Source organism: Micromonospora sp. NPDC018662 (assembly GCF_044391475.1).
Taxonomy (GTDB): Bacteria; Actinomycetota; Actinomycetes; order Mycobacteriales; family Micromonosporaceae; genus Micromonospora.
This window is the reverse complement of sequence record NZ_JBISAC010000002.1, coordinates 976,904-983,363: the sequence shown is the minus strand read 5'-3', so window position 1 is coordinate 983,363 and position 6,460 is coordinate 976,904. Positions and strand designations below refer to the sequence as shown.

5 protein-coding genes are annotated in these 6,460 nt (G+C 72.0%); 4 read left to right on the top strand and 1 reads right to left on the bottom strand.

Annotated elements, in window-relative coordinates:
• The first annotated feature begins 232 nt into the window (after window positions 1–232).
• Window positions 233–859, top strand: coding sequence for an NADPH-dependent F420 reductase (locus ACH495_RS10045; protein WP_396857312.1), 627 nt, complete (start codon window positions 233–235; stop codon window positions 857–859).
• A 54-nt stretch (window positions 860–913) separates the two neighbouring features.
• On the opposite strand, the gene ACH495_RS10040 is transcribed toward ACH495_RS10045, so the two are convergent.
• Window positions 914–2,728 (bottom strand): VanW family protein, encoded by a 1,815-nt coding sequence (locus tag ACH495_RS10040; protein WP_396857356.1) that lies wholly within the window; start codon window positions 2,726–2,728, stop codon window positions 914–916.
• A 188-nt stretch (window positions 2,729–2,916) separates the two neighbouring features.
• On the opposite strand from ACH495_RS10040, the gene nudC reads away from it, so the two are divergent.
• The 3 genes from nudC (at window position 2,917) to ACH495_RS10025 (ending at window position 6,444) form a co-directional block, all read left to right on the top strand.
• Complete coding sequence (nudC, locus tag ACH495_RS10035; protein ID WP_396857311.1) at window positions 2,917–3,840, top strand: NAD(+) diphosphatase; 924 nt, start codon at window positions 2,917–2,919, stop codon at window positions 3,838–3,840.
• 448 nt (window positions 3,841–4,288) lie between these two features.
• On the top strand, window positions 4,289–4,840 hold the full coding sequence (locus ACH495_RS10030; RefSeq protein ID WP_396857355.1) for a DUF6230 family protein: 552 nt from the start codon (window positions 4,289–4,291) through the stop codon (window positions 4,838–4,840).
• Between the two features lie 80 nt (window positions 4,841–4,920).
• Window positions 4,921–6,444 carry a DUF6114 domain-containing protein gene (locus ACH495_RS10025; RefSeq protein ID WP_396857310.1) on the top strand — a complete coding sequence of 508 codons (1,524 nt, stop codon included), beginning with the start codon at window positions 4,921–4,923 and terminating at the stop codon, window positions 6,442–6,444.
• Window positions 6,445–6,460: the final 16 nt, after the last annotated feature.

Below are 6,460 nucleotides of genomic sequence, written 5' to 3'. Positions count from 1 at the left end.
TACTGCACTCGGGAGGGTGTGGGAGAGTAGGACACCGCCGGACAATCTTCCAGTCAGGGCCACCCTTCGGGGTGGCCCTGACTGCGTTTCACCGAACGGCCGGAATCACCACGACGAACCCGCTGCGTCTCGTACCGTCAAGCCGGGGACCGCCCGACGGGGTCCAGGAAACGTGACGTGACGTACGGCGGGTTCGGGATCGGTACGGACCGGTCGGGGTACAGGAGTGGTCATGCAGATCGGAATCATCGGGTCGGGGCACATCGGGGGCACCCTCACCCGTCGTCTGAGTTCACTCGGCCACGACGTCGCGGTAACCAATTCCCGCGGCCCGCAGAGCCTGACCGACCTCGCCGCCGAGACCGGCGCCCGGGCCGTGAGCCTGGAGGAGGCGGTCCAGGGCGCGGAACTCGTGGTCATCGCGATCCCGCTGAAGGTGGTGCCGCAGCTGCCGGCGTCGCTCTTCGACGGCAAGCTGGTCGTGGACGCGAACAACTACTACCCCCAGCGCGACGGCGACGTGGCCGAGCTGCTGGACCGCAGCCTCAGCTCCAGCCGGTGGACCGCCGACCACCTCAAGGGCGCCCGGGTGGTGAAGGTCTTCAACAACATCCAGGCGGCGCACCTGATGGACGAGGGCAAGCCGGCGGGCACGCCGGGCCGGATCGGGCTGCCGGTCGCCGGTGACGACGCGGACGCCAAGCGGATCGTCATGGGGCTCGTGGACGAGCTGGGCTTCGACCCGGTCGACGCGGGCACGTTGGACGAGAGCTGGCGGCAGCAGCCGGACACCCCGGTGTACGGCACCGACCGGGACGCCGACGGCGTACGGGAGGGTCTGGCCGCGGCGCGGCCCTGACCACGTCGAGCACGAAGAAGGCCCCGCTGAGCGGGGCCTTCTTGGTGTCCGGGGTCAGGCGCCCGGGTCGGGGGCGCAGATGAAGCGTGGCTCGGCGTCGTAGCGCCAGCTGAACTTCTCCCGCTTGATGACCTTGCCGTCCTTCTTGATCACCCGGAACGCGTCCTGGGCGAATCCCACGCCACCGGCCGCGGCGATGCAGTCCGGGCCGGGCTTCAGGTAGACAGTCTTCGGCTGGGTGACGTTCCGACGCGGGCCGTACTCGGTCTTCACGCTGTCGTAGATCTTGGTGCTCCAGATCGACACGGTGATCGTGCTGCCCGTGTACGAGGTGTCGATGAGCACGCCGTGCGTGGTGTTGTTGCGGAACTTGAAGTCGAGCTGCGGCCAGTAGATGGTCGACTCGATGACGGCCGGGTAGCGGCTGAAGTAGAACGAGTGCGGCTTGTGCTCGACGTCCTCCATCCCGGCGTAGTAGGTCGCGTTGAACAGCGTGGTGGTGAACTGCGACACGCCGCCGCCCACGCCCGGCACCAGCTTGCCGTTCACGATCGTCGGCGCGTCCTGGTAGCCCTGGTCGTAGCCGCGTTCGCCGGTGTGCGCGTTGAGCGAGAACGTCTCCCCCGGCTTGACGATGGTGCCGTCCACGTCCTTGGCCGCCTGGACGATGTTCTGGCTGCGCGGTGAGGAGAGGCCGCCGGTGAACCGGGTGGTGAAGGTGGAGACCCGTTCCTTGATGCCCAGCTCGGTCAGCTTGGCCTCGGTCAGCTCCGGGGTGGCCGGCTTCAGCTCGGCGGTCACCGTGCGGCCGGTCGGCTTCGGCAGCACCGCGAGCAGCGCGGGCCCGAGCGCCGCGGCGTCGACCTGGCGGCCGGCCCGGCTCGGCACCACCTTCGGCTTGCCGCCGCTGATGGTCAGCCCGGCGTCGCGTGGTTCCACCTCGAGCGTCGCCAGCTTGCCGCCGAGCGCGGCGCGCAGGCGCTTGACGTCGACCCGGGGAGTGATCGTGCCGGCGTCGTCGGTCGGGAAGCGCAGCGACCGGGCGATGGCGGCGGGCGGGATGGTGACCGAGCCGCCGTCGGTGGTGAGCGTGACGGGCGCGGCCACGGCCGGCCGGGCCAACTCGGTGACGAGCCGGTCGACCTCCTCCCGGGTGGTCGCCGGCCACTTCTCCACCAGCGGCACGGTGACCGGCCGGGCGGCCAGCCACGCCGAGGTGACCGCTGCCGTCGCGCCGGCCGTGTCGACGGTCAGCGCCGGCTTCGGGTAGACCGGTTTCGGGGTGGTGCCGGTCCAGATGATGGTCGGCATGGTCATCTCGCGGCCCTGGTCGCCCACCGCCTTGCGCAGGGCGGCCGCCAGTCGGGCGGCGTCGACAGTGATCACCGGCTCGACCGCGCGGGAGCCGACCAGCCGGCTCACCGCGTGCGCGTCGGCGGCGGCGGCCGCCGCGACGGTGGCGTCCACGTCGATGGCGAGCCCGACGTCGGCCGGCTTCAGCTCGACCTTCTGCTCGCCCACGGTCACGGTGATCGGGGCGTTCAGCTTGTCGGCCCGTCGTTCCAGCTCGGTGCGCAGCGCCTGGGCTGCCTCCGCGCGGCTCCGGCCGCCCAGCTCGGTGCCGAGCACCGTGGTGCCGCGGGGCACGTCACCGGCGTACGCGTAGGCGCCGACGCCGACGCCGCCGGCGAGCAGGACGGCGGTGATCCCGCCGGCCAGCAGCAGTCGGCCGCGCCGGGAGCGCGCCGGCTTCCCCGGGTCGCCGGTGGGCGGTGTGGCGACCGGCTCCAGCTCGACCCCGGGCCAGCTCACCGCCGCCACCTTGATGGTGGGGCGGTCGTCGGCGGCCGGCATCTTCTCGCCGTACATCGTCACTGCAACCTCGATCGGAAGTACATGTGCGGGGACCGCTTCCCCCGCGGGAGACACCTACGGTAACCAACGCTCGGGCCGGCCGGGAGTCTCCGGCCGGGCGGTCGTGTCGGGTGGGTGGCGGTGTCGTGCCGATCACCCGTTTCGGGTCCCCGTCGACGCCCCGATCGTGACACGGTGAGCGGGTGCGGGCGGACGAGCGGGGGTTGGCGTACGGCGGTGGCTGGCTGGACCGGGCGGCGGAGCGGCGCGGCGACGCGGTCTGGCTGGCCGAGCGGCTGGCCGATCCGGCAAGCGTGGTGCTGCCGTTGTGGCAGGACAACTGCCTGGTGGACGCCGAGCGGGCACCGGTGCGCCCGGCGACGGTGGACGCCGCCGGGTTGCTCGCCGCCGCCGACGAGACCGTCTTCCTGGGGCTGGACGCGGGGCGTGCGGTGTTCGCCGTCGACCTGTCCGGTCGGGCCGGGAGCGAGGCCTGCGAGCTGGCCGGCGCGGTCGGGGCGGTGGACGTCCGGGCCCTGGTGGGCGGGCTGGCGCCGGCCGAGGCGGCACTCCAGGCGTACGCGAAGGGGTTGTTGCACTGGCATCGGGGCCAGCGGTTCTGCGGCGCCTGTGGCGCGGCGACGGTGGCCGGGTCGGGCGGGCACGTCCGTTCCTGCGCCGGGTCGGGCTGCGGCCGGCTGCTCTTCCCGCGGATCGAGCCGGCGGTGATCATGCTGGTCGAGGCGCCCGACGAGCCGGCGCGTTGCCTGCTGGGCCGGCATCGCGGGGCGGCGGAGGACTCCTGGTCGCTGTTGGCCGGTTTCGTGGAGATCGGCGAGAGCCTGGAGGACGCGGTCCGGCGGGAGTTGACCGAGGAGGCCGGCGTGTCCGTGCGTGCGGTGTCCTATCAGGGTTCGCAGGCGTGGCCGTTCCCGGCCGGGCTGATGGTCGGGTTCCGGGCGACGGCGTCGTCGACGCGGGTCCGGGTCGACGGCGAGGAGCTGGTGGAGGCGCGCTGGTTCACCCGGGCGGAGCTGCGGGCACGGGCCGCCGCCGGGCGTTCCCTCGGCCGGATCGACTCGATCGACCGCCACCTGCTGGGGTCGTGGTTGGACGGGCGGGGCTGACGGCTCGCCGGTCGGTGGCCGGGGTCGGCCGGACGGGTGATCGGGTCCTCACCCACAGCGCCTTGCCAGCTCGCCGTTATCGAACTGTGATGTTTGGCAGTGGCGATTACCACAGGTGAAACGCGTTCGCCATCCTGTCGTAATCAGGCGGGTTTGCCCTGACCTCGTGGTCCCGAGGATGTTAACCGTTGGTAACCACAGGCGATCTTGATATCACGACTGTGTTACCCGTCAGTAGCTTGGGGCTTGTGAGGTCTGTCGCTTCGCGAGAGCATCCAATCCGCGACCGCGCGGCCGTTCGGCACGACGGCATCCGCGCCGCCCCGCAGCTTTCCCGTCCCGCGTCGCGTCCCGCGTCCGGAGACGCACCCCCGTCGAGGAGGACCTTGTGAGTGAATCGGAGAACCGTCAGCTGAGTGGCGGCACCCGCTGGCGGCGCTTCGCCGCGATGATGGTGCCGGCGACGGTCGTCGCCGGCGGCATCGTGCTGGGCATGGCCAACGGCGCGATCGCGGCCTCGTTCGCGGTGTCGGGCCAGACCTTCAAGGTCGGCGCCACGAAGCTGGAGGGCAACGGCTTCAAGCAGTACGGCGGTCTGGTCGAGGAGAAGAGCGGCACCAAGCACCCGGTGGCCGTCTCGGAGATCGCCGACGCCAAGCTCTACGACCTCTGCCAGTCGGTCAACGCCAGCATCCCGGGCGTGCCGATCGTGCTGACCATCAACGCCGGTGGCGGCGGCAAGCCGGCCACCGCCACCAACCTGCTGATCGACATGGAGTCGCTCGAGGGCGACGCCACGTTCGAGAACATCCAGATCGGCCGCGACGCCAACGAGCTCAACCCGACGAAGGGCCAGCCCGGCGCGTTCGGCCAGAGCGCGGACACGGTGACCATCACGAAGCTGGAGCAGGTGGCGCGCTCCACCAGCGCCGGCGTCTTCACCCTCAACGGCCTGAAGCTGAAGGTCAACGTGGGCAAGGACGCCAAGGAGTGCTTCTGATCTGATGGCGAGGCCCGCGGAGGGCGCCCTCCGCGGGCCTCGACCATGTCTCACCCCGTCAGCACCGCCAGGAGGAGTACGTGACAACCGCCGAGACGCAGCAGGCCCGGCCGGGTCGGCCCGGCCAGGCGTGGCGTGGCTTCCGCCGGTGGCGCCGGGCACGACCGTTCTGGGGCGGTCTCTTCACCGCGCTGGCCGGTCTGGAGATCTTCGCCACCACCCAGATGAGCCTCAACGGCCTCACGTTCCAGATGGGGCCCACCGGGTTCCTGTCCTGGCTCATCCCGACCATCCTCGTGACCTGCGGCATGCTGCTCTGGTTCAGCCCGGCCCAGCGGATGTTCTACGCGGTGGTCGCGGCGATCACCGCGCTCTACTCGCTGATCGGCGTGAACCTCGGCGGCTTCTTCATCGGCCTGCTGCTCGGCATGATCGGCAGCGCGCTCGGCTTCGCCTGGGTGCCGCGCAAGGAGGCCGCCGGCGACCCGACGCCGGCCCAGCCGGTCGACGAGCCGGCGGTGGAGCCGGACGAGGAGCCGGAGCCCGCCCTCGTCGACGAGTTGCTGCCGCCCCGGCAGCGGGAGGACGACGCCACCGGCGTCCTCACCGACACGTTGCCGGCGCCGCGTAACCCGCTGCGCGAGGCGGCACCCGTCGACCCCGCCGCGCCGGACGCGCCCCGCGGGTCGGGGCAACCGCCCCGGGCGTACGCGATCCTGCTGGTCCTCGCGGTCTCCCTGGGCGGTCTGGTCGCGCTCCGCGACCAGCGGCCGGCGGTCGCCGCGCCGACGGCCTGCCCGACCACGTCGGCGCCGGCGCCGAAGCCGTCCGCCTCGAAGACCGCCCCGGCGTCGCCGTCGGCCAGCCCGAGCGCCACCGCCACGACGGCGCCGCCGGCGGAGGACCCGGACGGCAACCTGCTGACCGACCTCGTCGACGGCATCACCGACCTGTTCACCGGCGGGGAGGAGAAGGCCGAGCCGTCGCCGTCGCCATCGGCAGTGGCGCCCGCCGCTGCCGCCACGCCGAGCGCGAGCGTCACGCCGAAGCCCGCCGGCAGCGCCAAGCCGTCGACCTCGGCGAAGCCGGATGCCGACTGCGGCGACGCCGACCCGGCCCCGACCAAGCCCAAGCCGGTCGAGGAGGGCAAGCCGCTGCCCAAGCTGGCCGCCGACCCCGACCAGCCGCTCGTGGCCGACCCGCCCTCCCTGCTCACCGGCTCCAAGGTGACCATGACCGGGTTGCGCTTCGAGGGCATCGTCGAGCTGCCCACCTACCGGGGCAAGCTCAAGTGCCTGAAGTTCACCATGGACAAGGCGGTCACCGACGACTTCACGCTGCTGGCCAGCGGCCCGGCGGGCAAGAAGCAGCGGTACGTCACGGACCGGCTCACCGTCTCCGGCGACGTCGCGTTCTACGCCACCCGGTTCGTCGGGCACCTGCTCGGCATCAAGATCACGCTGACGCCGGACCTGCCCTTCCCGGACGGCATCCCGATCACCTCGCCGATCCCGATCAGCTTCGACGACCCGGTGATCGAGTTGGCGTACGAGCACTCGAACTCGCTCACCGCCAAGCCGGTGCTCCGGGTCGACCTGGCCTGATCCGGGCGCACCACGG